The organism is Cognatishimia sp. MH4019, assembly GCF_020177595.1.
In the GTDB taxonomy this organism is placed as follows: Bacteria; Pseudomonadota; Alphaproteobacteria; order Rhodobacterales; family Rhodobacteraceae; genus JAHTBL01.
In genome coordinates, this window is sequence record NZ_JAHTBL010000002.1 from 387,660 (window position 1) to 411,818 (window position 24,159).

Consider the following 24,159-nt stretch of genomic DNA (forward strand, 5'->3'; position numbering starts at 1 on the left):
TTGTAACGCGCCCCGGACGCTCTATAAGAAAGAGCAGATGCAAGGACGGCAAGACCCCATGAGCGACAAGACTGAAAAGACAACGCATTTCGGCTTTGAAACCGTGCCGGAAACCGAAAAGGCCGGGCGTGTGCAAGGCGTCTTCACCAATGTCGCGTCGCGCTATGACGTCATGAACGATGTGATGTCGGTGGGCATTCACCGTCTGTGGAAAGACGCCATGATGGATTGGCTGGCGCCGCGACCCGGTCAAAAACTGCTCGATGTGGCGGGTGGGACCGGCGATATCTCGTTTCGGTTTCTGAAACGGGCGGGGCGCGGGCATGCCACGGTGCTTGATCTGACCGAAGGGATGCTGATCGAGGGACGCAAACGGGCCGAAGCGGCGTCGATGTCGGACAGTCTGGATTGGGTCACGGGCGATGCGATGGCGCTGCCATTTCAGGACAACACGTTTGATGTCTACACGATCAGCTTTGGCATTCGGAATGTGACCCGCCCGCAAGAGGCCCTGAACGAGGCGTTTCGGGTTTTGAAGCCCGGCGGGCGCTTGATGGTGCTGGAGTTCAGCCAGATTCCCAATGACATGATGCAGAAGGTCTATGACTTGTATTCCTTCAATATCATTCCGCGCATGGGCCAGGTTATCGCAAATGATCGCGACAGCTATCAGTATCTGGTCGAATCGATCCGCAACTTCCCCGATCAGGAGACGTTCCTTGGTATGGTCCGCGAGGCAGGGTTCGAGAACGCCAAATATCGCAATCTGTCGATGGGCATCGCGGCGCTGCATTCCGGTTGGAAGATCTGACGGATGCGTGGACCGCACAATATCTGGCGTCTGATCCGCACGGGCGCCACTTTGGAGCGCACGGGCGCGATGGGTGTCGTGCTGGACGCGTTTCAAGCACCGCCGGGTTTGCGCCTTGTGGCGCGCGTTCTGGGCTGGCCGTTCAAATGGCTGGGCCTGAAGGGCGATCCGTCGATGCCACCCGCGACACGTGCACTGACAGCACTTGGGCCCGCTTACATCAAGTTTGGCCAGATTCTGTCGACTCGCCCGGATGTGGTCGGCGATGATCTGGCGCTACAATTGCGGGTGTTGCAGGACAAGCTGCCCCCCTTCCCTGCGTCCGAGGCCAAGCGCGAGATTGAGCGCGAGTTGGCCGTGCCGGTGGATCAGATTTTCGCCAATTTTAGCGAGCCTGTCGCCGCAGCCTCTATCGCGCAGGTTCACAAGGCGACGTTGATCGAGACGGGTGAAGAGGTCGCTGTGAAAGTGCTCCGCCCGAAGATCGAGCGTGCGTTTCGCAAGGATATCGACGCGTTCTATCTGGCCGCGAAGATGGTTGAGATGCTCTCACCCTCTTCCCGGCGTCTCAAGCCCATGGATGTGATCACGCATTTCGAGGGCGTCGTGATGGGCGAGCTGGACTTGCGGCTTGAAAGCTCTGCCGCGGCGGAGTTTGCGGCCAACACCAAAGATGACGTCGGGTTTCAACTTCCTGAGGTGAAGTGGGATCTGTCCGCCAAGCGCGTGATGACGCTGGGCTGGGCCGAAGGCATCCCCGCCGGAGATGTCGTGGCGATTGATGCGGCAGGCCATGATCGACGCGTTCTTGGAGAGCGGATTTTGCAGCTGTTCCTCAGCCATGCGCTGCGTGACGGATATTTCCATGGCGACATGCATCAGGGGAACCTGAAGATCGCAGCGAATGGCGATATCCTTGCCTATGATTTCGGGATCATGGGGCGGATCGATGAATACACACGCCGGGTCTATGCCGAGATTCTGTTCGGTTTCATTCGCAAGGATTACAAGCGGGTTGCCGAGGTGCACTTTGAGGCGGGTTATGTGCCAGCCGATAAGGATGTCGACGAATTTGCCCGCGCCTTGCGCGCGGTCGGCGAGCCGATTTTCGGCATGGACGCGACACGGATTTCGATGGCCCGTCTGCTCACATATCTCTTTGAAGTGACGGAGCGGTTTGGGATGGAGACCCGGACCGAACTGATCTTGTTGCAACGCACGATGGTCGTCGTGGAAGGCGTCGCGCGGACATTGAACCCGCATATCAATATTTGGGAAGTCGCCCGCCCGATTGTTGAGGATTACATCAAGGAGAGCATCGGTCCAAAAGCGCTGCTGTCTGATCTGGCAAAAACCGCGCGGGTCTTGGCGCGCTTTGGTCCACGTCTGCCGCAAATGGCCGAGGCCGCATTGATCCGTCAGGCCAACCCGCCCGAGGATACGCGCCCGAACCGCGATTGGGGGCCTGTTTTCTGGGCCATGACGGGTCTGGTCGTGGGAGGGGTTTCGGTCTTTGCAGCCCTGTCGCTCTAGCTGCCTTTGCGGATCGCGGTAACCTCGTCTGCGGCCAGCTTTGCGCCGCCTTCAAAGATCAGAACCGTGCGCCCGTCTTCCATCCGCGCTTCCTGAATTTCGGCGTAGACCGCCACCGGATCCGAACCGATCACGGCGCCTTGGGAATGATTTTCCACCTCGAAACTGTAGCTGGCATAGGGCAGCGGCGCCCCATCGGGGCCGACACCGGCCCAATCCATCGTGCCACCGCCAAGCGCCACTTCAGATCGCTGCACTTCGGCACCGGTGGCATCCCGAACCACAAGAAAGGCCTGATCGGCCACATTCCGCGGCACCGGATCAAGGGTGATCGGGCTGCCATCAAACGGCACGGAAACCGGCGCGCGGCCCTCCATCCCGACCCAGCCCGAAAGCTGCGCCATGCCCATGACGCCCATCTGGCTGCCAAGGGATTTAAGCAGATCATTGGTTTGCACCTGCTGCTCAACACCCGAAAACGTGGCCAACTGCGTGGCGTAATCCGTCGATTCGACCGGGTTGAGCGGATCCTGATTTTCCATTTGAGCGGTCAACATTTTAAGGAAGGTCTCGAAATCCGAGCTGATGACGGTTTTCTCGCTTGGCCCCGGCGCGGTACTGGCGACGGGGTTTGTGGCTTGCGACGTGGTTTGAGTGATGTCCATTGGGCGTCTCCTACAGGCGGATATCAAGGCCACTGGATGAGCCCAGCGCGAGGATTTGAATTTCGATTTCGGGAAGCGGCAGGTCAGACGGTATCGTCTGCGGCTCAGCAGAGGCGCCCTGTTCATCCGGGGCGCTATCCTGCTCGGTGAAGCTGAAATTCAGATCGGTATAGCCCATCTCTTGAAATTCCTGCGCCAACTGGTCGATATGGCGCCGCATCAGGTCAAGCGTTTCGGGGCGCTCTGCGCTCATCACCAAGGTCAGGCTTTGTTCTTGCGAAGATAGCACCATGCGCACCTGCCCCAGCTCTTGCGGGTCTAAGCGCAGCTCGACCGGCTGGTCCGGTTTCAGCGGGGCCTGGGCAAGCTGCACCATGACCGCGCGCTGCACGTCAGGGCGCAGTGTCGATGGCGGCGAAGGCGCATCGGCGCGCCGGGTTTCCGTGAACGGAAGCGGATCTGTTCCTGCCTGCCGGTCCATGATGTCATCCGATGCCGAAAAGGTTTCAGAGACGTTGAAAGGCTCGGTGCCCTGAAGCTGGGGGACAGCAGCTTTTTTGGGAGAGCGGGCGCGTGGATCATCCGCTATGCGGCGCGCGTTCATGGGATCTGTTGTTTTAGATTTCGACGATGTTTCAGCAGGTGCGTCACCCTCTTTCGGAGCGGCCATCATGTGTTTTGCTTTCGCGTCAGTCTGCGTTTGGGCCGCTGTCTGCTCAAGCTCTTTCGCGGGCGGCGGATTGGTTTGACCAGACGTATGCACGTCAGAATTGCGCGGCTGTGACGGCGTTTCAACAGCAGGTTTTCCGTGAGGCGACCCTTCCAGGGTTTTGCCCCAGGAAGGTGCCTTGTTATTGGCACCTGCAACGGATTTCGAGGACGTCTCACGGGTCGGCTTCTCGTCAAGGATCACCTCGGCCTCGCCGACAGCGCCAGCCATTTTCGGGTCAGAGGAAGGGACTCTCACTGCCTGCGTAGGCGGGCTGTCTGATCCAATCGCATGCCCCAATCTCACCGGCATCGCGGCTTGGTTTTCAGGCATCTTGGAGTGCGGTTTCTGGTCAGCCTCTGGCCTAATTTGCACACCTGAAATCGGCTGCGCGCCAGCTTTATCTTTCGAAACAACCAGCGGCAGTTTTTCAACCGGAACCGGCACTCTATCCGCAACGCGCTCTCGCTCAACGTGGCGCTCCGGCACTTCGGTATCGAACGCACTATGCCCGATCTCAGAAGACTTCGACACTTGTGGCTGCGACGCCCACGCGAGCCCGAGCCGATCAGAGGAGGTCGGCGCGGAAGGCCCCTCCGACGTGGTGATCTGATGATCAGGCACACCTGTCGCAAGCTCTGCCTCCGCTAATTCTACGGTGAAGACTGCGTCCGTATCTGCGCCGTCAAACACCGCCCCTGATCCGCCATTCGAAGGGGGAGGCGAGCCATCTTTATGCGCGGCTGCAGCATGTTCGGTCAGAAAAGGTAATTGCATCTTTGCTCCGGAATTCTTCCGTATTTCAACCCCGCTTATGATGCGGTTTCGTTACCATTTTCTTTACCTCTGTCCGGCAAGACTCGTCGAAATACAGACGATTTGAGGCATTCGAAAATGACCGAACCAATTGGACTTGGCCCAAAGGTTTCGCCCCCCGATCACACCGCGCGGCTTCGCAAGGTGGCGGATGATCTTGAAGCAACTTTTCTGTCCGAGATGCTGAAATCAGCGGGTGTCGGCAAATCCCGCGAAGTCTTTGGCGGGGGCATCGGGGAGGATCAGTTCGGCTCGTTCCTGCGTGACGCGCAAGCCAAGGAAATGGTCCGCGCGGGCGGCATCGGATTGTCTGAAACGATTTTCAACGCATTAAAGGAGCGTTCAGAATGACCGCAGTTGAGCAAAAGATGACCCGACTTCTTGAAAGCGAACGTGACCTGCTTTTGGGGGGCGATTTGCATGGCCTTGCAGATATCAGCAAGCAGAAGGAGGCGTTGATCCCCAATATGCGCAGCCTTGATGCGTCAGCGCGCACGCGGCTGCGCTCTGCCGCTGATCAGAACGATGCGCTTTTGGGTGCTGCCATGCGCGGATTGCGCGGTGCGATTCGCCGGATCAATGCGATCAGCGGAGCACATGCACCGCTGCAAACATACTCCGCCAATGGCGAACGCGCAGCCTTGAGCCAACCGCGGCGGCGCGATTTGGAAACGCGGGCCTAAGCCGCGATTTCGAATAAAATCCTAAGTAAGTTCAAATGCTTGCTTAGAGTTCTATTAGGACTTTCCCCTTCATAGTGACCCAGCAGCCAAAACGGATGCTGTGCCCCGCCCGGCGGGGCTAACCAATTGTCAGAACGGCAGATTTCCGGCTTCGCGCCGGTTCTTGAAGCGGGCGCAAAAGCGTCCAGAACATAAGGATAGACACCAATGTCTAGTATTCTGACGAACAACAGTGCGATGGTCGCGCTTCAAACCCTGAAGTCGATCAACTCTGATCTGGCGAAAACCCAGAACGAAATCTCGACCGGTAAGTCGATCGCGACTGCGAAAGACAACGCAGCGGTCTGGGCGATCTCGAAAGTGATGGAATCGGATGTGAACGGTTTCAAAGCGATCTCTGAAAGCCTGTCGCTGGGCGAATCCACCGTCGCCGTGGCCCGCCAGGGTTCGGAAACGGTTACCGATCTGCTGACCCAGATCAAAGGAAAGGTCGTTGCCGCGCAAGAAGAAAACGTCGATCGCGAGAAGATCCAGACGGATATCGTTGCCCTGCGCAACCAAATTTCGTCGGTTGTGAATGCGGCGCAGTTCAACGGATTGAACATGCTGAAAGGCACGGATGACGTGAACATCCTGTCTTCGCTTGATCGCAGCGGCGACGGATCTGTCGAAGCGCAGAACATCAAGGTGCAGCGTTCGGACATGACGACCAGTGCAGGCACCTACGGGGCCGCGACGGAAACCGACTTGTCCAGCAACGGCACACGCAGCGCTGCAACGGCGACAAACACGGCGAATGCCGCGACACTGACCTTTGCGGCAGATACCGATTATAGCCACGAGGGCTTCACATTCGATGTCGCCGGGACGACACTTGTCATCAGTGCAGGCGAACTTTCTGGCGACGAGAACGCGGCAGCTGGCGCGGTTTCGGCGCGGATCAATGCCCTTGGACTTGAAGGTATTCAGGCCACAGTTTCGGGTGCGGTCGTGTCCGTCAACTCGACCCGCGCATTCGAGCCGGTTGAGGTTACCGCAACGCTGTCCACAGACGGCACAGGTGCAGGTGATGTCACCCTTGCCAATGGAACCATCCCGGAACGGGCCGAGAATGTCACATTCTCCTCTTCGGCGGCTGTGAATGAGGGTGATGGCTACAAGCTGACCGTTGGTGATCAGACCTTCACCTATGTCGCTGGCAAGAACGAGAGCTTTGAGGACGTTGCAAAAGGGCTGAAGACGGCCGTTGACGCAGGCGGTATCGAAGGTGTCACCACGAAGGTTGCCAAGAATGACAGCGGCGACTGGATGATCAAGGTCGACAATGACACCGCGTCCGCGAAGGCTATTGCGATTGCCGGTCGTGCAGGTGGCGAAGCGTCGGGCGGTCTTTTCGGGCTGGATGGCATTGATGTCAGCACCAATGCTGGTGCCGATGCGGCTTTGAGCAATATCGAGAACCTGATCCAGAACGCCATCGACAGCTCAGCCTCGTTCGGTTCGGCGCAAGGTCGGATCGAGACGCAGTCTGATTTCATCAGCAAGCTGACCGACTCCCTGAAGACGGGGATCGGCACGCTGGTTGATGCTGATATGGAGGAAGCCTCTGCAAGGCTGCAAGCCCTGCAGGTGCAGCAGCAGCTGGGCACCCAGTCGCTCTCCATCGCGAACCAGGCACCGCAGTCGATTCTGTCGCTCTTCCGGTAAGATAACGCGCGGGGCCAGCCTGTTCTGGCCCCGTCGCTTTCTCAAGATTTTCACGACATCGAGCTTATGCTCAAGGGAAGGAATCCCCCGTGACAGCACCACAAATGGCACAGTCCGCCTATTCCGTGACCGCCACCTCTGTCCGCACACCACGCGGCACCGAATACGACGCAATCGCCAAAATCACTGGCCGATTGAAGGCCAGCACGACAAGCGCCGCCGCATCTTTCGCCGGTCTGGTTCGCGCCCTTCATGACAACCGGCGCCTTTGGACAGTTCTGGCCGCCGACGTGTCAGACGATGACAACCAGCTTCCCAAAGACGTGCGCGCCCAGATCTTCTATCTGGCTGAGTTTGTCTTTCAACACACAAGCAAGGTTCTGCAGCAAAAGGGCGAGGTCGAGGTTTTGATCGACATCAACAGCGCCATTCTGCGCGGCCTCAAGCCGAAAGGAATTTGATATGGCCGGACTGGTCTTAAAACTCGGCCCTCGCGAAAGAGTGCTTATCAACGGTGCCGTTGTCGAAAACGGGGACCGTCGAAGCCGGCTTGCCGTGATGACGCCAAATGCCAATATCCTGAGGCTGCGGGATGCAATCCATCCTGAAGATGCAAAGACGCCGGTGCGCCGGGTTTGCTATATCGCCCAGCTGGTTCTGTCAGGCGATGCCAATCCGGCAGATGCCAAACATCAACTGCTGCGCGGCATCGAACAGCTCAGCCTTGCGCTGACTGATCATGACAGCCGCGCCTGCATGGCGCTGGCAACGGACGCAGTGCTTGACGAGGATTACTACAAAGCGCTGAAAGCCTTGCGCAGTTTGCTTCCGCGAGAAGACCGGCTTTTGTCCGCCTCGTTCGCATGAGCTTTCAACCGGTCCTTCCGCTGTCCGGCCTTGCAGGCTGGAACTTCCTCAATCGCACGATGGAAACACAGCGAGAGGTGTTTGAGAATAGCCCCAGCGTGAAACGAGATGTGGACTACTTTCAGGAAAAGATCGGTGACGTGACCAGCGCGAAAGAGCTTGTCGCAGACCGGCGACTTTTAAACGTTGCTTTGGGCGCGTTCGGGCTGGAAGGCGATATTGGCAACAAGTATTTCGTTCAAAAAATCCTCGAAGATGGGACAAGTGATCCCGAGGCTTTGGGCAACAAGCTGGCAGACAAGCGCTATCTGGCCCTGTCCGAGGCGTTTGGGTTTGGCGATAATGCAGTTCCGCTGAACCAGGCTGATGGATTCGCCAAAGAGATCGTTGATCAGTTTCATTCCCGCCAGTTCGAGGTTGCAGTTGGCGCGCAGGATGATGACCTTCGCCTCGCGCTCAATCTGGATCGGGACCTGTCTGACATTGTCGCGCAATCCAGCAGCGAGAATACGAAATGGTTTTCGATTATGGGCAATCCACCGCTGCGTCAGGTTTTCGAAACCGCATTGAATATGCCAACGGGATCCACGCAATTGGATCTGGACCAGCAATTAAGCCTGTTCAAAGACAGTGCAGAGCGGCTTTTTGGATCAAGCGATCCGGCGATTTTTGCATCCGAGGACACGCGAGACGACTTAGTTGAGACTTTTTTGCTGCGCAGCCAGATCGCGCAGGGTCAGTCCTTTCAGTCTTCTACCTCAATTGCTTTGACATTGCTCAGCAACTTGTAAGCTAAACACGCCGGTGAATAGAGGATCCTGCTTACACCTCGCCATCTCCAGCCTAGCCATCTGGAAGGTCCCCGGCACCGACATCCCCCTTCGCTTCGATAGCAATTCGCAGGGCGTCAAAACTGTCCGAGACCGTCGCGCGCATGCTCATGAAGTTATCGAGGCTTTGATGGCTTTGCACCGCCGCATCGACAAGTGGGTCGGTACCGGGGGCATATAAGCCCGCCTGAACCATCATTTCGGCAGACGCATAGGCACCAGCCAAGGCGCGCCCACGGGTAAGCAATGCATTTTCGCTAGCGGTCGCAGCATCTGGCAGGCTTCGCGAAACGGACCGCAACAGATCAATGGCTGGAAACCGCCCCCTTTCAGCGATCTTGCGATCCAGAACAACATGGCCATCCAGAACACCACGCACGATGTCTGCAATGGGTTCATCCATGTCTGATCCGGCAACAAGAACCGAAAGCACGGCCGTAATATGACCTTCGTCCAAACCACCCGGCCCAAGGCGCTCGCAAAGAGACATGAGCATATGCGCCGTCGAAGGAGGGTAGCCGCGCAGACTTGCAGGCTCCCCCGAGGCGAGCGCGATTTCGCGGTGCGCTTCGGCAAAGCGCGTCAGGCTATCGGCCAGGAACAAAACATGCTGGCCCTGATTGCGAAAGAACTCAGCCACGGCGACTGCGGTCCACGCGCATTGGCGGCGTAGCAAGGGCGAGCTGTCAGAGGTCGCAGCCACGATGATCGTACGCGACATGCCATCCGGCCCCAAAACCCGGTCGACGAAATCCCGCAGCTCGCGCCCGCGCTCTCCGATCAGGGCAATGACGCAAATGTCGCTTTCCAAGCCCTTCGCTAGATCACCCAAAAGAGAGGTCTTTCCGACGCCGGAGCCTGCGAAAAGGCCAATTCGCTGGCCTTCCACAATTGGAAGGAATGTATTGAAGGCAGCAATCCCGGATTCCAGACGTTTGCCGAATCCCCCTCGCGTTGCCGGCAGCGGTGGAGCTGCGTGGATCGGGCAAGTATTCGACCCGGGCATCAAAGCGCGGCCATCCAAAGGGTATCCGTTCGGATCAATCACCCGACCAAGCCAGCTTTTGTGAGGGGCTACCTGCAGCGGATCAAGGTGACGCAGCTGCATCCCGGTCACGACACCGCCCAGCGGGCGTTCGGGCAACATGGTTAATGTGTCTTCGGCAAGGCTGATCACCTCCCCCCCGATTGCGGCCAGTGACGGGCCGCGCACATCCAGGCGATCGCCCAAGGCCGCGACATCGTTCAGGCCCGACACACGCAGCAACCCTTTTTCGAAATGTTCGACGCGCCCAATGCGCCGGGACGGCACAGACCGGGAGAGCCGTTGCGACAGGCAACTGAGATCAGGGTGGGTCACGAGGGAACTCCTTTGGCGCGTTGAAACCCTTTCTAAAGGAATCAGGGTTAAGCCTTGGTTGAGAAAGTTCGAGGGAGAAGCCCCGATGTTTGATAATCTTGAGATTTTCCGCTCTGCCGGAGCGATGGCGCGCCACGCGGCGCAGCGCCAATCGGTCGTTGCGGAAAACATCGCAAATGCCGACACGCCCGGCTATCGCACTAAGGATGTGACCGCTTTTGCAATGCCAAGCGGTGATGCGCAGGGCGGTATGAAGTCGACCCGTGGCAGCCATCTTGAGACCGGTTCGCGCACCACGGCGGCCTCTATCATTTTGGGCGATCAGTCGGGGCTTTCGCCAAATGGCAACTCCGTCTCGCTTGAAAGCGAAATGTTCAAATCCATCGAAGCAGAGCGGCAGCACAGCCGGGCAATGACGATCTACAAATCGTCGCTCGACATTCTGCGCGCCAGCCTTGGGCGGCGGTAAGGGGCGCATGGCATGAGTGATTTCTCCAACTCCCTGCAAACCGCAGTCAGCGGGATGCGTGCGCAATCTACCCGGTTGCGTCATGTGTCCGAGAATATCGCGAACACCGACACGCCGGGTTACCGGCGCAAGGTGATGAATTTCGAGCAGGTGACGAAAGACGGGGCGAAGACCGGAGAGGTGCGCTCGGCCGGCATATCGCTGGACCGAACGGAGCTTGCCCGGATCTTCGACCCCGCCCACCCGATGTCGAATGAAGACGGCTACTACGATGGATCGAATGTCGATCTGGTGGTCGAGATTGCAGACGCCCGCGAGGCGCAACGCAGCTATGAGGCGAACCTCAAGATGTTCGAGCAGACGCGCAAAATGTCGTCGAAACTGCTTGAACTGCTGCGCAAATAAAGGAGACCAGAATGGACATCCGATCCTCATTTGCGGCCCAAGGCTACGCCGCGACGAAACCCGCGCTAACCCCCGGCGGGGATGCAGGCGGCGCGCTGAAAGACGCGGCCAAATCCTTCGCCGCGACCTTACAGGAGGGCGAAGCCACCGCAAAAGCAGCGATGGCCGGCGGCGCTGATCCCCACGCGTTGGTGGAGGCTTTGGCGCAGACCGAACTGGCTGTCGAGACAGCTGTGACCGTGCGCAACAAGGTGGTCGAGGCTTATCAGGAAATCCTCAGGATGCCGGTGTAGCATCATGGATGACGTGCTTTTCTACGACACTTTGCGGCAGGCGCTTTGGATTTCGGTGATCGTGTCGATCCCGATCCTGACGGTGGCTTTGATCACCGGCCTTTTTGTCGGCCTGTTTCAAGCGCTGACATCCGTGCAGGAAATGACCCTGACCTTCGTGCCAAAACTGGGCGCAATCGTCGTCGTTTTCTGGATGACGATGGGCTTCATGTCGGAAACGCTGGTGTCATTCTTTCAGAACCAGCTTGTTCCCCTGATTGCGGGGGTCTGAACGATGGAGAACGCCAGCTACACCACCCTGACCCGCCAATCCGGCCTGATGCGCGAAATGCAGTCGGTCGCCAATAACATCGCCAACGCCTCGACCACCGGGTTTCGGCGCGAAGGCGTTGTGTTTTCGGAACATGTCACTGATCTGGGCGAGGTCCCATCGCTGTCCATGGCGCAGGCCGGGGGGCATCATGTGGACACCCGCCAAGGCGGATTCGAGAAGACCGGCGGGCCGCTTGATCTGGCCATCGAAGGCGATGGGTATTTTATGATTGAAACCCCCGATGGCGAGAGGCTGACCCGCGCCGGGCATTTCATGTCGAATGGCGAAGGTGATCTGGTGACGCCGGAAGGCTTCCGCGTTCTGGATGCCGGTGGGGCACCCGTTTTCGTCCCGCCCGGTGCGACAAGCATCAGCATCGCCGCCGATGGCACGATGAGCGCCGATGGCGAACCCATCTCGCAACTTGGTCTTTTCACCGCCGACCCTGCGGGATTGCAACGCGTCGGCAGCACGATGTTCGAGGCGACCAATGGGACCGAGCCGCTGATTGGCGGCACGATGCTTCAAGGATTTCTGGAAGGATCCAACGTCGATCCGGTTACCGAGATTGCCCGCATGATCGAGGTTCAACGCTCTTACGAGCTGGGCCAGAAATTTCTTGAGAAAGAGGATGAGCGGCTCCGCTCTGTCCAGAAACTCGTAGGCCGATAGGAGGTTCGCCATGCGCGCCCTGAAAATTGCAGCCACCGGTATGACCGCCCAGCAGATGCGGGTTGAGGTGATTTCCAACAACCTCGCGAACATGAATACGACCGGGTATAACGCCCGCCGTGCCGAGTTTGCCGACTTGCATTACCAACAACAAAGCCGCCCCGGAACGATCAGTTCATCCAGCGGATCGGTGCTGCCTGCGGGCGTGCAACTTGGCCTTGGTGTCCGACCGACGGCGGTTTCCGTTAACCTTGCGCAAGGCGCGCTTTCCGTCTCTGGCGGCGATCTGGACATCGCGATTGAGGGGCAGGGCTATCTTGAGGTCACGCTGCCTTCGGGCTTGTCGGGATATACGCGCGACGGGGCGCTCAAACGCTCTGCCGATGGGTTGATCGTGACATCCGATGGCCATTCCGTGGCCCCGGAGATCACCGTTCCCAACGACGCCCGAAGCATTTCGATCAACGCCGATGGCGAGGTGTACGCCTATTTTAACGACCGGGTCGAGGCGGAGCTTTTGGGCCAGTTCACCCTTGCCGGTTTTGCGAACCCCAAGGGATTAGAGGCGATGGGCAGTAACCTGTTTCTTGAAACCTCCGCCTCTGGCCCCGCGACAGTCGGCACGCCTGGAGAAGAAGGGTTGGGCATCGTGCGGCAAGGCTATCTTGAGGACAGCTCTGTCGATGCGGTCAAGGAAGTGACCGATCTGATCGAAGCCCAGCGCGGCTATGAGTTGAATGCCAAGGTCATCACGGCAGCCGATCAGATGCTTTCCGCGACAACGCAAATTCGGTGAGACATCTCGTGATCTTCCTCTGCCTGATGGCAGCGCCCGTCGCGGCGGATACGGTTTTCGCGACGCGCACCGTGCGCAGCCAATCTGTGATCACGGCAGACGATATTGTGCTGAAGGAAGGCGCATTGCCCGGCACGCTCAACGCGTTGTCGCAGGCCATCGGGCGCGAAGCGCGCGTCGTGCTTTATGCAGGCCGGCCAATCCTGACAGACGACCTAGCAGCCCCGGCTCTGGTCGAACGCAACCAGACCGTCACCCTGATCTTCAATCGCAGTGGTCTGAAAATTTCAACTGATGGACGCGCGTTGGAGCGGGGGGCCGCAGGCGACATCGTCCGGGCAATGAACCTTTCATCACGCAGCACAGTTAACGGCACCGTCACGGCTGACGGTCACATCGAGATTGGACAATAAATGCACAAATCCCTTTTGATCTGCGCGCTGGTGATCGCGGGTTGCGCCCGCGTCGAAAACATCGGCCAAGCGCCGAAATTCACGCCGGTGCAAAGCAATACTGAAAGCCTTGCGATGCTTACCCCCGGTCTGCCGATGCGTGCAGAACCTGAAAGTCCGCTCGATCAAGCGTCGCTTTGGGATGGTGGTCGCCAGTCGCTTCTGGGAGATCGACGCGCGGTGCGGCGCGGCGATATTCTGACTGTCGTGATCGAGATCGATGAAAAGGCAGAGATTTCGAATTCTTCCAAACGCAGCCGCAAAGGCAGTGAGTCAATGGAGATCCCGAACCTTCTGGGCATCCCTCAGCGGTTCGATCCAAAGCTACCCGAAGGTGCGTCTTTGGGAAGTGCGGTGGACCTAAGCTCGTCCAGCAACTCAGGTGGCGATGGGTCTGTCAAACGGCGCGAGAAGCTTACGTTGCGCGTCGCCGCGACCATCGTCGACGTGATGCCGAACGGCGTTCTGGCGATCGAAGGATCGCAGGAAGTGCGCGTAAATTTCGAGTTGCGCGAGCTTCTGGTCAGCGGGTTCGTGCGCCCCGAAGATATCTCGCGCCAGAACGAAATTACGTCTGACAAAATTGCCTCCGCCCGAATTTCTTATGGCGGCCGCGGGCAGATCACAGATGTGCAGCAACCAAGATATGGTCAGCAAGTGGCCGATATCTTCCTGCCATTCTAGGAGGCGAAGATGGGTAAGATCCTCCCGATTCTGATGCTCGCTTTGGGCGCGGGGGCGGGTATTTTCGGCGGAAAACTGATGATGCCCGAGCCCGAACCAATCGCAACCGAAGAGGTCGCGACACCGAAAGAAGCCGAACCCGAGGAACCAAGCGACGTCGAATACGTCAAGCTGAACAATCAGTTTGTGATCCCGGTCATCGCAGAAGGTCGCGTGATTTCCCTCGTCGTTCTCGCGTTGACGGTCGAGGTCAAGTTGGGCGAACGTGAAGCCGTTTACGCGCGCGAACCGCGTCTGCGGGATGCGTTTCTACAGGTGATGTTTGACCATGCCAATATCGGCGGTTTCGATGGCGCGTTCACCAACTCTTCGTCGATGGATACATTGCGTCATGCGTTAACAACTGTCGCGGTCGAAAGCCTTGGCCCATCCGTCAAAGACGTTTTGATCACAGATATCGTTCGCCAGGACAGCTAGGTGCGAGAACGCTTTTGCTTATCCGCACGGCGTTCACGTTCAAGCAATTCATCAATTGCCGAAGCCCTCCCGAAGGCCTTTTTGAAGTCTGAAAGCCGCATCTCGACCTGAGCGCGCTGCCGGGCTTGCCGGGCCTGTTCGGCCTCGATCTGAGCCGACGACCAGCCCAGCCAAGCCTCAAGAGCATAGGCATTACGGGGGTCTGGCGCCGCCGCGCATTCAGTCTTTCGATCCTCGCGCAGCGACACAATCTTGTCCTGAACCGCCTTCTCTGCGAACCGTGCTTCAGCCAACTTCGCCTCCTCCGCCGTGCGGATGAGATGTGCAAGCGCCTTCAGCTGTTGCAGCTTCTTGATCCGTTCACTCATTGGGTTTTCTTCGCCTTTCCGCGCAGGGCGTCTGCAAAACGGATCGCGGCGGCGACCGGTTTGTAATGCTCGGGCATGACTTCTTGCCCGATCTCAATCGTCGCGAAAATCGCGCGGGCGGTTGGCGGATCGGAATGGATTGCCACATTCGCCTCGGTCGCGGTTTCACGGATGCGCGCTGCGATTTCGTCCACGCCTTTCGCGACGACCACGGGGGCGGCACCGGCCTGACGGCTCCAACTCAATGCAACGGCGTAATGGGTAGGGTTCACGATGACAACATCGGCTTTCGGCACATCAGCCAACATCTGATTCATCGCGATTTCATACCCGCGCTGACGTCGCTGTTGTTTCATCTGCGGATCGCCTTCAGAGGATTTAACCTCGTTCTTGAGATCCTCGTGCGACATCCGGTTTTTCATCATATGATCATAGCGCTGCCAGAAAAAGTCGATGCCCCCGATGGCCAGCGAAATCATCAAGACCACCGCCAGGAATTTGACCGTCAGGCTTGCCAGCAACGACAACGCCATGGCCGGAGACAAGTAAATCGTGCTGACGATATCGTTCAGATTAACCATCAAGAAGACGCCCAGCAGAACGGAGTAGATGATGAGCTTGGCGGTACTTTTCGCAAACTCGAACAGGCCCGAACGTCCAAATTTGTTCTTGGCGTTCGACAGGATCGAGATGCGAGACGCCTTCGGTATCAGCTTGTCCGGCGTCACAACGAAGCTACGCTGTGCGATGATCGTGACAAGAACGGCCACCGCTGGCAGGCCGAACCAAGGCAGAAGCGAGCCCCCGATGCTGAGCATTGCGCCGCCCACGACGGGGGCCGCAGGACTTTCAAATATGAGCTGAGACAGCTCGTTCGAGCGGTCGATCAGGATCATCAGAGCGGTGCCGGTATCCGCTAAGAGGGCCGCACCAAGGGCAATCGCAACAATCAGGAAGCCACCATACGCGGCGGCTGTGTTGAGATCGGTCGATCTGGGAACCTCGCCCTTCTTACGCGCATCATCGAGCTTTTTCTGCGTGGGTTCGTGTTGCTTTTCGCCACTTTCGTCTTCGCTCATCACAGGCCCCCGAACGGGGTCAGAAAGAATTTACCCAGATCATCCACCCAGATGCTGAGCATAATCGGGATCGCGATCACCATCAGCATCATGCCGCCCGCCGTGATTGCAGGTGCGCCGACAAAAGCGACCATCAGTTGCGGCATAGCTTTGTTGATGACGCCCAGCGCCACATTGTAAATGAGCGAGGCGATCACGAAGGGTGCAGCAAGCGTAAAGGCCAGCGCGAAAGCATGGGTTACTTGCTCAAGCCCCCAGGCGCTGAGGTCTGACGCGACGGGAAATGCACCGCTGGGCATGATCTGGTAAGAGAGCAGGATCAGTTTGACCGCTTGCAGATGCAGGCCGGACATGACCGCAATCGCAAGGCCGGAGACCAGAAGAATGCTACCGATCGCCGGTTGTGGATCGACCCCAACGCCGCCGAAGACTTGCGAAAGCGACGTCGATTGCGCCGCGATAGCTGCCGAGGTTTGCAACGCAAGAACAAACAAGCGGACGGCAATACCAAGCGCGAGCCCGGCCAGTACTTCGACAAACATGATGCGCAAGATATCGAGCGGTTGCAGGCTGGTTTGCGCGGGGATTTCCGTGATCAGGGCCGGAATGACAATCAAGGTAAACCCGAAGGCGAGGACCAGCCGAATACGCTGAGGCACGCTTTGCTCTCCGAAGCCGGGCATGAGCGACATCATGGCACCGACACGCAGGAAAACCACGAAGCTGATCCAAAGCAGATCACGCGACAGCCCCGCGATTGTATCAAGGCTTTCGATCACCCCGCTACAAGCCCGACAAGTGACGGGCGTGCATCGGTTCCGATTTCATCAAAAGACAGAACGGGGTTCGTGATCCCTTTTGCGACCATGACCGTGCGCAGAAAACGACGCCGCCGCACGGATGTGACGATGGCCGGGTAGAGACCTGTTTCGCTTGCTTTCGCGAGCTTTTCGGCCACGCCAGTTGCAAGACGGTTGAAGTCGGATGGCGGCAGGGCGACGTCACCGGGGTTGCGTTCGGCGTCCAGCGTATAGGTGGCAAAGGTTTCTTCCCATTCCGGGGCGAGCTGGATCAGAGGGATTGTGCCATCGGCCCGACGCAGCTCTGCAATCATCTGAAAGCCAAGCCGCTGGCGCACATGCTCGCAAATCGCCTCGGCGGTGGGGTAAACCGTGCGCGCCTCGGCTGTCGCTTCGAGGATCAACGGCAAATTTCGGATCGACACACGCTCCTCCAGCAAAAGACGCAGGACCGATAGCAAAAGATCCGGGGAAACCTTGTCAGGCATCAGCTCATCAATAATCTTGCGGTTCGCTTCCGAGCGTTTTTGATCGGAGAGGTTAACCATCTCGTCCAACAGCCGTCGCAAGGCTTTGAGCGACAACAGCCGCGAGAAGTTGCTTTTGATAATCTCAAGAAGATGCGTTGCAAGAACCTCGGTCGGGGTCACAGTCGTAATTCCGCTTAGCGCGAGATCATCCTGATCATCCGGTGACACCCAGCGCGCGGGGGCCTGATAGACAGGTTCGCTCACATCCTCTCCATCGGGCAGTTGGTCAGGTTCACCGCCAATGGCCAACACGCGCGATGGGATCAGCCGATCTTCAGCTTGTTTCACACCTTGGATTTTGACGGCGTAATGCCCAACGGGCAGCGACGGATCGTCGGTCAGGCGAATATCGGGCAGGATCAGCCCGAAATGTGTCGCGACATGCACCCGCATATTTGCGATCCGCGCATCAAGGCCAGTCGCAGGGTCCAGCACCATGTTGATAAGGTCTGGCGCAAATTCGACGTGGATGTCGTCCAGATCGAGGATGTCACCAAGACTTTGTGCCTCTTCTTTCAAGTCCTGCGGGGCCTCTTCAATCAGGATTTCGGCTTTGGCCTGGGCGCGATAGACCTTGACCGCGCAAGCCCCCAGGACAAGGCCGCCAAACATAAATGGCACGAAAGGCAGGCCAGGGACGAAGGCAAAGACGGCCATCAGAACCGCAACCGTCGCAAGCGCAGGAGGGTAGCGGCCCAGTTGGCCGACCAATGCCAGATCGGCGGTTCCTTTGGCACCGCCGCGCGCCAGCAGCAACGCCGATGCGATCGAGATGATGACTGCCGGGATCTGCGTGACCAGCCCGTCACCCACGGTGAGGATGGCATAGGTTTCAAAGGCTGTCCCAAGCGGCATCCCATGTAAGGTCACGCCAATCACCAATCCCATCACCATGTTCAGCAAGGTGATCAAAAGACCTGCAACCGCATCTCCCTTCACGAATTTCGACGCACCGTCGAGTGAGCCGAAGAATGTCGTTTCAGCCTGTTCTGTCTCGCGGCGGGCTTTTGCTTCTGCATGGTCGATAGCCCCTGCGGACATGTCGGCATCAATCGCAAGCTGCTTGCCCGGCATGCCATCCAACGCGAAGCGGGCGCCCACCTCTGCCATGCGGGCGGCACCCTTGGTGATGACGATGAAGTTCACGATCAGCAAAACGCCAAACACCACAAGGCCCATCAGGACGCTGCCGCCCATGATGAAGTTCGCAAATGCCTCGATCACATCCCCTGCAGCGTTGGTGCCTGTGTGGCCTTCCCCGATGATGAGCTTGGTGGAGGAAACGTTCATCGACAGCCGCAACATCAGTGACGCCAAGAGAACCGTCGGGAAGACCGAGAAATCCAACGGACGCTCGATGAAAAGAGTGATCGTGAAGATAAGAATTGCGAGCGCGAAGGATCCCGCAAGACCAATGTCGAGCACCCAGGCCGGCATCGGCAGGATCATCATCAGGATGACCGCCATCAGCGCGAGCGCCAAAAGAATTGTCGGCTGGAAGACTGTGTCGAGGGTCAGTTTCACCCGGTCATCCTCGCGGTTGGCCAAAGAACGGCTTTGCTGAGTCCTGCGCCAACGGAACAAGTGAGCCCAGGACGCCAGAGCCTGTAGACTGTCTTAAAAGCGGGAAGTGGTTCTCGCGCGCAGGCGTCGTCTGACGTGCTGCGAGTTCGACCGAAGGGGTTTGAACCGGCGGGATCGGTGTTTCTGGCGCCTGCTCAACATAAGCGGCGCGAAACGTATCAAACCGCTTGCGGTACTTGCTTGCGTATTTTTCGGTGCGCGAATGATAAGCGCCTGCCGCTTTGCTCCAATCGCCGAGTTCGTTGTAAAGATCGGTCAGGAATTTCGCAGCATATAAAGCGTTTGGGACGGGGTCGAACATCTCTTCGATCGACGCGAAACTCTGGCCGTGCCATTTGTAGTTTATCTGAAAACACCCAACATCAAAGCTGCGTGCACCGCGCTTGTAATGCTTGAAAACATAGGCGCGCGCCTCTTCATCCGTGTCGAACCAAACGCCTTTGCCTTCCATGTTGACCGTCCATGGCCAAGGCTGAAACGCGCCGTTTTTCTTTCGACCCGTCTCGGTCAGGCTAATCGCCCAAAGCACCGAGACCGGGACACCGATCTGCTGCGAAGCAACATGCGCGGCCTGCCGACACATATCAGCCTCAGCCGTCGCGATCCTTGGGGCGAATGTCATGATCAGGAAGATAACGACAAGAAAATTGGGTCGGAAAGGAATCACAAAAAAGCGCCTTCTGCTGCTCTTTCGTGAGATTAGGGAGCGGGTCTTTAGATTTGGTAACCAAGATCGCGCCTATGGAGAGGCGAAGGCGGCGAGTGCTTTTTTCAAGGATGCCGATTTTTGTCGGGTCAGTTCGATCAAGTCGCGATCCTTCGACAGAACCAGCTCATCCGTGGTTACAGGAAGAGGGCTGGTCAGCAGATCAGTTTGTTCTGCGGTCCAATGCTCTGCAATCAAGGCCGGATCGTTGGCGAGAAGCACCGCGCGTAACGCAGGTTCAGTCAGTTCCGCTGCTGAAAACGCCCGAGCCGCTGAGCCATATGATTTCTGCCTCAGATGGAGCGTTGCGCGAAGTTCTTTCGCCGCCAGATCGGATTGACCCGCCAGTTCGGTTAACGCGTCTTCAAATCGCCCGCTTTCCAGAAAGACCTGAGCCCGTTGAAGGCGTGTTTCGGGAGCCATGTTATTGGGCAGCCATTCAAACGCCATATCGTAGAACCCAAGATCGCTCATCCGACGTGCCATCTTCAGCTGCAGGTCAGGATTAAGCGTCGGAACAACGTCCGATCCGTAGCGCAGGAACTGCATATCAGAGCCATTGGCAACAAGAAGAGCATAGGCCCCAGTCTGCAGTTCAGTGTCATCTCTCATGGTGTCCTGCGCCGTGAACGGAATTGCGAAATCGCCCGCAATCGCAGCCGCCATCAGTTTTGCGCGTTCAAGGCGTGGGGCAATCCGGGTTCCTTGGGATTCGAACGCATAGGCATCAAGCAGGTCCGGAATATCTGCGGGAAGCGGTGCCTGATTGGCGAACTGAAGTGTCACGTATGCAATCAGAGCTTCGGGCGATCTGGCATCCGAACTGCGTGCGCGTTTCAGAAGATCCACGCTGTTCGAGGACGCCGTAAGAGGGGTCGTCGGCGCGATATCGCCACCTTCTGGACCCAAGAGATATCTGAGTTGCGCGGCCATATCTGCTGCCAGTGTCGGCTGGTCCGCAATGTAGGCAATCTCGATCAATTTGGGTGCAATGACCCGTGCAAGATCAGGAGGCATTTGCGGGAAAACGCGCAAGGCCTGCTTTCCCAAAGGCTCCGGTATCTGCTTGGATGGCGCTGCCAGAATGCTCCAGATTGCGGATGTTCCAGGGCAATCTTCGGGCGTGTTTGGCCATGGCCGCAGCATTTCCGATTGTTCAACAAGTGCTGTTAACTGTTTAAGAAGCTGAGCCTCGTCGGACATATCTGCGGAAATCAGCTGCTTTGCTTCCAGCGTAAAGCCATGCGCAATGTAATGGCGGGCCAGGGCCAGCTGGCGCGCGCGCGAAACAGTGTCAGTGGCGTCTGCCAATTGGGACCTGAGCAGACCCAAACCTGTTGTGAAATCATCGCCGTGGCTCCAATCAGCGGAAGGAAGCCAATCAGCGGGGATACATTCTGCAACCTGGCGCGTGACCTCTTCAAACTCAGGGTCTTTGAAGTCAAGCGCGGTCGTCGCTGAGAGGATATCACTTTCAACAGAAGGATCTCGTGGCGTCATCGGGGTGATCTGATCAATATCGGTCGACAACACATCTTCGCGCGGCGAAGCCAGGCCCTGGCTTGCAGCACGCCCCAATTGTTCGATCAAGAGCGCTTCGGCCAAAGAGACAGCTTCGGCCAACTCGCTGTCCCTTTGAAGGGTGCCGACATCGACGGGAGTGTCCTTCACCACTGGTTTTGACATCGCTGTTTGCAGGCCAGCGCGTTGTTGCGGCGTAAGGGCAGACCGGGTCAGGCCAAGATCGAGGCTGACACCGTCATTGATGTCGACAACCACCAAGTCCGGTTCAAGAAAGAAAGCGTTGGCGTGACAGTCGCAGTCCACTTGAAGAAAAACACCTTGATCGGTCGCAACCAAGTCCGAAATACGCGCCTTCGACATGCGTTGGAAAACCTCGGACGTGTCGAAAGTGGCGTTTGATTGCTGCAAAAGATAACCCGAAGCCGTTTTGAGCACGGCCCAATCGTCAGGTTTCTGGCCGTAGAACACGACGCGGGAGAACGCGTCATGATCCGCCGCTTTGATCTTGAGCGGTTCAGCTGGCGCAGCCAATGGCAGCGCGCTGAGAATAAGAGCCCAAATCAGCTTCATGCGATCTCTTTCTTGATGACAGACAGGGCGTCATCAAGGTCCGTGAAAGAGGGACGATGATGGTGGGGCATGTTCTGGCGGCCCACTTCGATGCAAATATTTGTCGCGTGGTTGTGCAGATTTGCGACCAGAACTTCGCGGATCAGCATATAGAAATGGCTATCTTCTTCGATGACCGATTTCACCTTGCCCGAAAAAGGCCCCACGATCCCATAGGCGAGGAACACACCAAGAAACGTTCCAACAAGTGCGCCGCCGATCAATTTACCCAGAATTTCCGGGGGCTGGTCGATCGACCCCATCGTTTTGATTACACCCAGAACAGCCGCGACGATCCCAAGCGCGGGCAGCGCGTCGGCCATAGACTGCAAAGCATGGCTGGAGTGCAGCGAATGGTGTAGATTTGCATCCATGCGCTTTTCCAGCACCTCCTCGACCTGATGTGGATCATCATAATTCATCGAGGCGGATCGCAGCGTATCGCAAATCAGATCAATCGCTTCATGATCCTTCTGGATCTTGGGATATTTTCCAAAGATCGTCGATGCTTGAGGATCCTCGATATGCTCTTCCAACCCAACCGGGTTGGAGCGGGCAAGCCGGATCAATTCGAACAAAAGACACAGCAGATCCCGGTAGTCATTTGCTTGCCAGATCGGTCCCTTGAATACCTTGCCAAGGTCTTTGACCGTCCTCTTGACTGCGGGGAGATCATTGGCGAGCAGAAAAGCCCCAACGGCCGAACCACCGATAATCGCCATCTCATATGGCAATGACTTGATGATAATCGACATTTTGCCACCAGCGGCCAGATAGCCGCCGAAAACCATGACAAAAATCATCACAATGCCAATAATGCTAATCATGACTCGCCTCCATTGCGTTGCGGCCAGACTTTCAGAAACCTGTTAAGAAACCGTCTCTATTCGGCGGGGGCTTTCGCATTGCGCCCAGCCAGCAAGACGCTGATCGCATAGGCTTTTTCAGGAGACAGACCTGATAGTACGGCTGCGGCGCCGTCCGGCTTCATCGCCCCCAGAAATCCGGCGGCAAACTCGGGTGTCATCTGTTCAAAGACCGCCGCTGCATCCTTTGGCTTCATTTGCTGATACACTTTGGTGAGCAAGGCGATATCGTCGCTCGAGGCGGTCTCGGACAAGGCGATGGTCGCGGCCAGCTTGGCCTCTGCCGCATCCAAGGCGTCGATCATGGCGGTCAATTCGGCCTCGGCGATATTCAGCATCGCAAGACGCTCTTCCAGCTTTTGTTCGCGATCCTTGAGGATTGCATCCCGTTCAAGCAAAGCAGCCAAAAGGGCGTCTTCTTCGGGGTTTCCAGCGACCGGCTCTGGCGGAGTATCGTCAGCTCTTTCTGAAACGGCGGCGATTGCAGGGCCTGCAATTTCAACACCCCGGATCAGCGCAGAACCAAGCAGCAGGAAACATAGGATCAACAGGACCCGCGGACGGGACTTCAATCTTTTTGCCATTGCCTAAACCCCGCTTCTTTCACGATGCCGCACAAACGCAGTGGGCGGAGGCGAGGTCTCGTTCACCGGAGAAGGAGCCGCCATGGGCGCAGGGGCGGGCTGTTCGGGCAAGTCATGCAGAGACGCCAAAAGCAGCTCAAGCCGGGTGACCGCAGCCTCGGCCCGCGTGGTGGCCGCCTCCAGATCCGATGCGGATCTTTGCGCCGCAGCCTCCGCCTGGCTAAGCGTTCTGGTCATGTCATCCACCTGTGCCGACATCACCGCAACAGCCCCGCCGACGCCTTTCTCAAGGTCGTTAAACTTGTTCAGCTTGCGCGCCAGAACCAGGCAGTACAGCGTGGCGCCCAGCGCGCCCGCGATCAATAAAGCATCCGCGATGAGGGTCATTCTACCTCTCCTAATTCAGCACAAATTCCATGATGAGCAGATCGCGGACACGGCCATGGCCCACAACGACCTGCACCCGGCGCAGCATTTGCGCGCGCAACCCGACAAGGGCCGACGTTTCGCTGAGCAAAGCCACATCCACGGCGCGTAAGTAATTATTCAGAACGTCGACAACGCGCGGCATCAGTTGCTGCACATCGTCAGCTGCAGGCCCTCGCACCTCTAGTTGCGCGCGGAACTTCAGATAGCGGTTCGTGCCGTTCTCGTTCAGTGAGATCACCAGTGGATCAACCGGCACAAACGCGATATCTGGCAGCGCTTCGAACGGCGCTTCCTCGGTTTGGGCAGTCTCATCCTCACGACCGAAAAGAAGGCCCATCTGCACAGCAAAATACCCTCCAGCACCGCCAAGGATCGCCAAAACAAGCCCGATGATGATCGGCATTTTAAGCGATTTTTTCGGTGCTGTTTCTGCATCGTTTGCATCAGCGATTTCAGCGTCAGCCATGGCGGACCTCGTTTTCGATTTCCTCCTCTATAGACCGAAGAGCACTAACCGATTGTTAAGGCCGTTCGGTCA

Annotated in this window: 30 protein-coding genes; 17 read left to right on the forward strand and 13 right to left on the reverse strand. The window is 57.6% G+C overall.

Annotation, left to right across the window (positions count from 1 at the left end; translation table 11 throughout):
• The first annotated feature begins 58 nt into the window (after positions 1–58).
• Both ubiE and ubiB read left to right on the forward strand, forming a co-directional pair.
• Entirely contained in the window at positions 59–811 is a 753-nt protein-coding gene (gene ubiE / locus KUW67_RS05105) for a bifunctional demethylmenaquinone methyltransferase/2-methoxy-6-polyprenyl-1,4-benzoquinol methylase UbiE (protein WP_224824199.1), read from the forward strand.
• A gap of 3 nt (positions 812–814) precedes the next feature.
• Positions 815–2,344 carry a 2-polyprenylphenol 6-hydroxylase gene (ubiB, locus tag KUW67_RS05110; protein ID WP_224824200.1) on the forward strand — a complete coding sequence of 510 codons (1,530 nt, stop codon included), beginning with the start codon at positions 815–817 and terminating at the stop codon, positions 2,342–2,344.
• On the opposite strand, the gene KUW67_RS05115 is transcribed toward ubiB, so the two are convergent.
• Both KUW67_RS05115 and KUW67_RS05120 read right to left on the reverse strand, forming a co-directional pair.
• Positions 2,341–3,009 carry a flagellar hook capping FlgD N-terminal domain-containing protein gene (locus tag KUW67_RS05115; RefSeq protein WP_224824201.1) on the reverse strand — a complete coding sequence of 223 codons (669 nt, stop codon included), beginning with the start codon at positions 3,007–3,009 and terminating at the stop codon, positions 2,341–2,343. The two genes, ubiB and KUW67_RS05115, sit on opposite strands and share 4 nt — an antisense overlap.
• Positions 3,010–3,019: 10 nt before the next feature.
• A complete protein-coding gene (locus tag KUW67_RS05120; protein WP_224824202.1) occupies positions 3,020–4,495 on the reverse strand; it encodes a flagellar hook-length control protein FliK in 1,476 nt (491 codons plus the stop codon).
• Between the two features lie 117 nt (positions 4,496–4,612).
• On the opposite strand from KUW67_RS05120, the gene KUW67_RS05125 reads away from it, so the two are divergent.
• The 6 genes from KUW67_RS05125 (at position 4,613) to KUW67_RS05150 (ending at position 8,582) form a co-directional block, all read left to right on the forward strand.
• Positions 4,613–4,885: a rod-binding protein gene (locus KUW67_RS05125; protein ID WP_224824203.1), complete on the forward strand. Its 273-nt coding sequence runs from the start codon at positions 4,613–4,615 to the stop codon at positions 4,883–4,885.
• Entirely contained in the window at positions 4,882–5,217 is a 336-nt protein-coding gene (locus KUW67_RS05130; protein WP_224824204.1) for a hypothetical protein, read from the forward strand. Before KUW67_RS05125 ends, KUW67_RS05130 begins: the two co-directional genes overlap by 4 nt.
• A 207-nt stretch (positions 5,218–5,424) precedes the next feature.
• Positions 5,425–6,924 carry a flagellin gene (locus KUW67_RS05135; protein WP_224824205.1) on the forward strand — a complete coding sequence of 500 codons (1,500 nt, stop codon included), beginning with the start codon at positions 5,425–5,427 and terminating at the stop codon, positions 6,922–6,924.
• Between the two features lie 89 nt (positions 6,925–7,013).
• The gene (gene flaF / locus KUW67_RS05140; protein WP_224824206.1) at positions 7,014–7,385 is read left to right on the forward strand and encodes a flagellar biosynthesis regulator FlaF; all 372 of its coding nucleotides are present in this window, start codon (positions 7,014–7,016) and stop codon (positions 7,383–7,385) included.
• A gap of 1 nt (position 7,386) precedes the next feature.
• The gene (gene flbT / locus KUW67_RS05145) at positions 7,387–7,791 is read left to right on the forward strand and encodes a flagellar biosynthesis repressor FlbT (protein ID WP_224824207.1); all 405 of its coding nucleotides are present in this window, start codon (positions 7,387–7,389) and stop codon (positions 7,789–7,791) included.
• Positions 7,788–8,582 carry a DUF1217 domain-containing protein gene (locus KUW67_RS05150; protein ID WP_224824208.1) on the forward strand — a complete coding sequence of 265 codons (795 nt, stop codon included), beginning with the start codon at positions 7,788–7,790 and terminating at the stop codon, positions 8,580–8,582. Before flbT ends, KUW67_RS05150 begins: the two co-directional genes overlap by 4 nt.
• Before the next feature lie 52 nt (positions 8,583–8,634).
• On the opposite strand, the gene KUW67_RS05155 is transcribed toward KUW67_RS05150, so the two are convergent.
• Positions 8,635–9,981 carry a FliI/YscN family ATPase gene (locus tag KUW67_RS05155; RefSeq protein ID WP_224824209.1) on the reverse strand — a complete coding sequence of 449 codons (1,347 nt, stop codon included), beginning with the start codon at positions 9,979–9,981 and terminating at the stop codon, positions 8,635–8,637.
• Between the two features lie 85 nt (positions 9,982–10,066).
• Between KUW67_RS05155 and KUW67_RS05160 the strand changes: the two genes are divergently transcribed.
• From KUW67_RS05160 to KUW67_RS05200, 9 genes are read left to right on the forward strand one after another with little or no spacing between them, the layout of a single operon-like run.
• Positions 10,067–10,450, forward strand: a complete 384-nt coding sequence (locus KUW67_RS05160; RefSeq protein ID WP_224824210.1) for a FlgB family protein — start codon at positions 10,067–10,069, stop codon at positions 10,448–10,450.
• Between the two features lie 12 nt (positions 10,451–10,462).
• A complete protein-coding gene (gene flgC / locus KUW67_RS05165) occupies positions 10,463–10,855 on the forward strand; it encodes a flagellar basal body rod protein FlgC (RefSeq protein WP_224824211.1) in 393 nt (130 codons plus the stop codon).
• 11 nt (positions 10,856–10,866) lie between these two features.
• A complete protein-coding gene (gene fliE, locus KUW67_RS05170) occupies positions 10,867–11,148 on the forward strand; it encodes a flagellar hook-basal body complex protein FliE (protein WP_224824212.1) in 282 nt (93 codons plus the stop codon).
• Between the two features lie 4 nt (positions 11,149–11,152).
• Positions 11,153–11,419 carry a flagellar biosynthetic protein FliQ gene (locus KUW67_RS05175; protein ID WP_255596703.1) on the forward strand — a complete coding sequence of 89 codons (267 nt, stop codon included), beginning with the start codon at positions 11,153–11,155 and terminating at the stop codon, positions 11,417–11,419.
• A gap of 3 nt (positions 11,420–11,422) precedes the next feature.
• Positions 11,423–12,133: a flagellar hook-basal body complex protein gene (locus tag KUW67_RS05180; RefSeq protein WP_224824213.1), complete on the forward strand. Its 711-nt coding sequence runs from the start codon at positions 11,423–11,425 to the stop codon at positions 12,131–12,133.
• A 10-nt stretch (positions 12,134–12,143) separates the two neighbouring features.
• Complete coding sequence (gene flgG, locus KUW67_RS05185; RefSeq protein WP_224824214.1) at positions 12,144–12,929, forward strand: flagellar basal-body rod protein FlgG; 786 nt, start codon at positions 12,144–12,146, stop codon at positions 12,927–12,929.
• Positions 12,926–13,342 carry a flagellar basal body P-ring formation chaperone FlgA gene (gene flgA / locus KUW67_RS05190; RefSeq protein ID WP_224824215.1) on the forward strand — a complete coding sequence of 139 codons (417 nt, stop codon included), beginning with the start codon at positions 12,926–12,928 and terminating at the stop codon, positions 13,340–13,342. The genes flgG and flgA overlap by 4 nt, the downstream gene beginning before the upstream one ends.
• Positions 13,343–14,065: a flagellar basal body L-ring protein FlgH gene (gene flgH, locus KUW67_RS05195; RefSeq protein ID WP_224824216.1), complete on the forward strand. Its 723-nt coding sequence runs from the start codon at positions 13,343–13,345 to the stop codon at positions 14,063–14,065. It abuts the gene before it with no gap.
• A 9-nt stretch (positions 14,066–14,074) separates the two neighbouring features.
• Positions 14,075–14,542: a flagellar basal body-associated FliL family protein gene (locus tag KUW67_RS05200; protein WP_224824217.1), complete on the forward strand. Its 468-nt coding sequence runs from the start codon at positions 14,075–14,077 to the stop codon at positions 14,540–14,542.
• On the opposite strand, the gene KUW67_RS05205 is transcribed toward KUW67_RS05200, so the two are convergent.
• The 10 genes from KUW67_RS05205 to fliL all read right to left on the reverse strand — a co-directional run bounded on the left by KUW67_RS05205 (position 14,539) and on the right by fliL (position 24,087).
• Positions 14,539–14,910: a hypothetical protein gene (locus tag KUW67_RS05205; protein WP_224824218.1), complete on the reverse strand. Its 372-nt coding sequence runs from the start codon at positions 14,908–14,910 to the stop codon at positions 14,539–14,541. The two genes, KUW67_RS05200 and KUW67_RS05205, sit on opposite strands and share 4 nt — an antisense overlap.
• On the reverse strand, positions 14,907–15,989 hold the full coding sequence (locus KUW67_RS05210) for a flagellar biosynthesis protein FlhB (RefSeq protein ID WP_224824219.1): 1,083 nt from the start codon (positions 15,987–15,989) through the stop codon (positions 14,907–14,909). The genes KUW67_RS05205 and KUW67_RS05210 overlap by 4 nt, the downstream gene beginning before the upstream one ends.
• Entirely contained in the window at positions 15,989–16,768 is a 780-nt protein-coding gene (locus KUW67_RS05215; protein WP_370634907.1) for a flagellar biosynthetic protein FliR, read from the reverse strand. Before KUW67_RS05215 ends, KUW67_RS05210 begins: the two co-directional genes overlap by 1 nt.
• Positions 16,765–18,786, reverse strand: coding sequence for a flagellar biosynthesis protein FlhA (gene flhA, locus KUW67_RS05220; protein ID WP_255596737.1), 2,022 nt, complete (start codon positions 18,784–18,786; stop codon positions 16,765–16,767). Before flhA ends, KUW67_RS05215 begins: the two co-directional genes overlap by 4 nt.
• Positions 18,787–18,847: 61 nt before the next feature.
• Positions 18,848–19,570, reverse strand: a complete 723-nt coding sequence (locus KUW67_RS05225; protein WP_224824221.1) for a transglycosylase SLT domain-containing protein — start codon at positions 19,568–19,570, stop codon at positions 18,848–18,850.
• Positions 19,571–19,642: 72 nt separating this feature from the next.
• Entirely contained in the window at positions 19,643–21,703 is a 2,061-nt protein-coding gene (locus KUW67_RS05230) for a hypothetical protein (protein ID WP_224824222.1), read from the reverse strand.
• Positions 21,700–22,569 carry a flagellar motor stator protein MotA gene (gene motA / locus KUW67_RS05235; RefSeq protein WP_224824223.1) on the reverse strand — a complete coding sequence of 290 codons (870 nt, stop codon included), beginning with the start codon at positions 22,567–22,569 and terminating at the stop codon, positions 21,700–21,702. The genes KUW67_RS05230 and motA overlap by 4 nt, the downstream gene beginning before the upstream one ends.
• Before the next feature lie 56 nt (positions 22,570–22,625).
• Entirely contained in the window at positions 22,626–23,192 is a 567-nt protein-coding gene (locus KUW67_RS05240) for a MotE family protein (protein WP_224824224.1), read from the reverse strand.
• A gap of 3 nt (positions 23,193–23,195) precedes the next feature.
• Positions 23,196–23,579, reverse strand: coding sequence for a hypothetical protein (locus tag KUW67_RS05245; RefSeq protein WP_224824225.1), 384 nt, complete (start codon positions 23,577–23,579; stop codon positions 23,196–23,198).
• A 10-nt stretch (positions 23,580–23,589) separates the two neighbouring features.
• Entirely contained in the window at positions 23,590–24,087 is a 498-nt protein-coding gene (gene fliL / locus KUW67_RS05250; RefSeq protein ID WP_224824226.1) for a flagellar basal body-associated protein FliL, read from the reverse strand.
• Between the last annotated feature and the right edge of the window lie 72 nt (positions 24,088–24,159).

What these genes read in the sequence shown, in the direction of transcription:
- ubiE (WP_224824199.1), top strand. Translation starts at nt 59, where the DNA reads ATGAGCGACAAGACTGAAAAGACAACGCATTTCGGCTTTGAAACCGTG.
- ubiB (WP_224824200.1), top strand. Translation starts at nt 815, where the DNA reads ATGCGTGGACCGCACAATATCTGGCGTCTGATCCGCACGGGCGCCACT.
- KUW67_RS05115 (WP_224824201.1), bottom strand. Translation starts at nt 3,009, where the DNA reads ATGGACATCACTCAAACCACGTCGCAAGCCACAAACCCCGTCGCCAGT.
- KUW67_RS05120 (WP_224824202.1), bottom strand. Translation starts at nt 4,495, where the DNA reads ATGCAATTACCTTTTCTGACCGAACATGCTGCAGCCGCGCATAAAGAT.
- KUW67_RS05125 (WP_224824203.1), top strand. Translation starts at nt 4,613, where the DNA reads ATGACCGAACCAATTGGACTTGGCCCAAAGGTTTCGCCCCCCGATCAC.
- KUW67_RS05130 (WP_224824204.1), top strand. Translation starts at nt 4,882, where the DNA reads ATGACCGCAGTTGAGCAAAAGATGACCCGACTTCTTGAAAGCGAACGT.
- KUW67_RS05135 (WP_224824205.1), top strand. Translation starts at nt 5,425, where the DNA reads ATGTCTAGTATTCTGACGAACAACAGTGCGATGGTCGCGCTTCAAACC.
- flbT (WP_224824207.1), top strand. Translation starts at nt 7,387, where the DNA reads ATGGCCGGACTGGTCTTAAAACTCGGCCCTCGCGAAAGAGTGCTTATC.
- KUW67_RS05150 (WP_224824208.1), top strand. Translation starts at nt 7,788, where the DNA reads ATGAGCTTTCAACCGGTCCTTCCGCTGTCCGGCCTTGCAGGCTGGAAC.
- KUW67_RS05160 (WP_224824210.1), top strand. Translation starts at nt 10,067, where the DNA reads ATGTTTGATAATCTTGAGATTTTCCGCTCTGCCGGAGCGATGGCGCGC.
- flgC (WP_224824211.1), top strand. Translation starts at nt 10,463, where the DNA reads ATGAGTGATTTCTCCAACTCCCTGCAAACCGCAGTCAGCGGGATGCGT.
- fliE (WP_224824212.1), top strand. Translation starts at nt 10,867, where the DNA reads ATGGACATCCGATCCTCATTTGCGGCCCAAGGCTACGCCGCGACGAAA.
- KUW67_RS05175 (WP_255596703.1), top strand. Translation starts at nt 11,153, where the DNA reads ATGGATGACGTGCTTTTCTACGACACTTTGCGGCAGGCGCTTTGGATT.
- KUW67_RS05180 (WP_224824213.1), top strand. Translation starts at nt 11,423, where the DNA reads ATGGAGAACGCCAGCTACACCACCCTGACCCGCCAATCCGGCCTGATG.
- flgG (WP_224824214.1), top strand. Translation starts at nt 12,144, where the DNA reads ATGCGCGCCCTGAAAATTGCAGCCACCGGTATGACCGCCCAGCAGATG.
- flgH (WP_224824216.1), top strand. Translation starts at nt 13,343, where the DNA reads ATGCACAAATCCCTTTTGATCTGCGCGCTGGTGATCGCGGGTTGCGCC.
- KUW67_RS05200 (WP_224824217.1), top strand. Translation starts at nt 14,075, where the DNA reads ATGGGTAAGATCCTCCCGATTCTGATGCTCGCTTTGGGCGCGGGGGCG.
- KUW67_RS05205 (WP_224824218.1), bottom strand. Translation starts at nt 14,910, where the DNA reads ATGAGTGAACGGATCAAGAAGCTGCAACAGCTGAAGGCGCTTGCACAT.
- KUW67_RS05210 (WP_224824219.1), bottom strand. Translation starts at nt 15,989, where the DNA reads ATGAGCGAAGACGAAAGTGGCGAAAAGCAACACGAACCCACGCAGAAA.
- flhA (WP_255596737.1), bottom strand. Translation starts at nt 18,786, where the DNA reads ATGGCGGTCATCCTGATGATGATCCTGCCGATGCCGGCCTGGGTGCTC.
- KUW67_RS05230 (WP_224824222.1), bottom strand. Translation starts at nt 21,703, where the DNA reads ATGAAGCTGATTTGGGCTCTTATTCTCAGCGCGCTGCCATTGGCTGCG.
- motA (WP_224824223.1), bottom strand. Translation starts at nt 22,569, where the DNA reads ATGATTAGCATTATTGGCATTGTGATGATTTTTGTCATGGTTTTCGGC.
- KUW67_RS05240 (WP_224824224.1), bottom strand. Translation starts at nt 23,192, where the DNA reads ATGGCAAAAAGATTGAAGTCCCGTCCGCGGGTCCTGTTGATCCTATGT.
- KUW67_RS05245 (WP_224824225.1), bottom strand. Translation starts at nt 23,579, where the DNA reads ATGACCCTCATCGCGGATGCTTTATTGATCGCGGGCGCGCTGGGCGCC.
- fliL (WP_224824226.1), bottom strand. Translation starts at nt 24,087, where the DNA reads ATGGCTGACGCTGAAATCGCTGATGCAAACGATGCAGAAACAGCACCG.